Consider the following 257-nt stretch of genomic DNA (forward strand, 5'->3'; position numbering starts at 1 on the left):
ACCGGTACGCCGTTCTGCCCGGCCGGCACGCGGTCGGGTTCACCGCGAACGACAGCGCCTACGCCGCCGCCAGGTCGAGTGCGGCGGCGTAGGCGCTGTCGTTGGTGGTGAACACGACCGCGTGCCGGCCGGGCAGAACGGCGTACCGGTGGAGGTACGTCCGGGCCGAGGCGGCCAGCATCACACCGGGGCGGTCGTTGTCCCCGAACGCCAGTGAGCGCTCGTGGGCACCGGTCGCGAGGACCACGCGCCGGGCG

At 74.3% G+C, this 257-nt stretch carries 1 pseudogene; it reads right to left on the reverse strand.

Features of this window, described 5'->3' with window-relative positions:
• Nucleotides 1–61: 61 nt before the first annotated feature.
• Nucleotides 62–257, reverse strand: a pseudogene (locus tag CCN56_RS30440) (hypothetical protein); the annotation flags it as partial.

This window comes from Streptomyces sp. NRRL B-24572, assembly GCF_002156145.1.
GTDB classification, from domain to species: Bacteria; Actinomycetota; Actinomycetes; order Streptomycetales; family Streptomycetaceae; genus Streptomyces; species Streptomyces vietnamensis.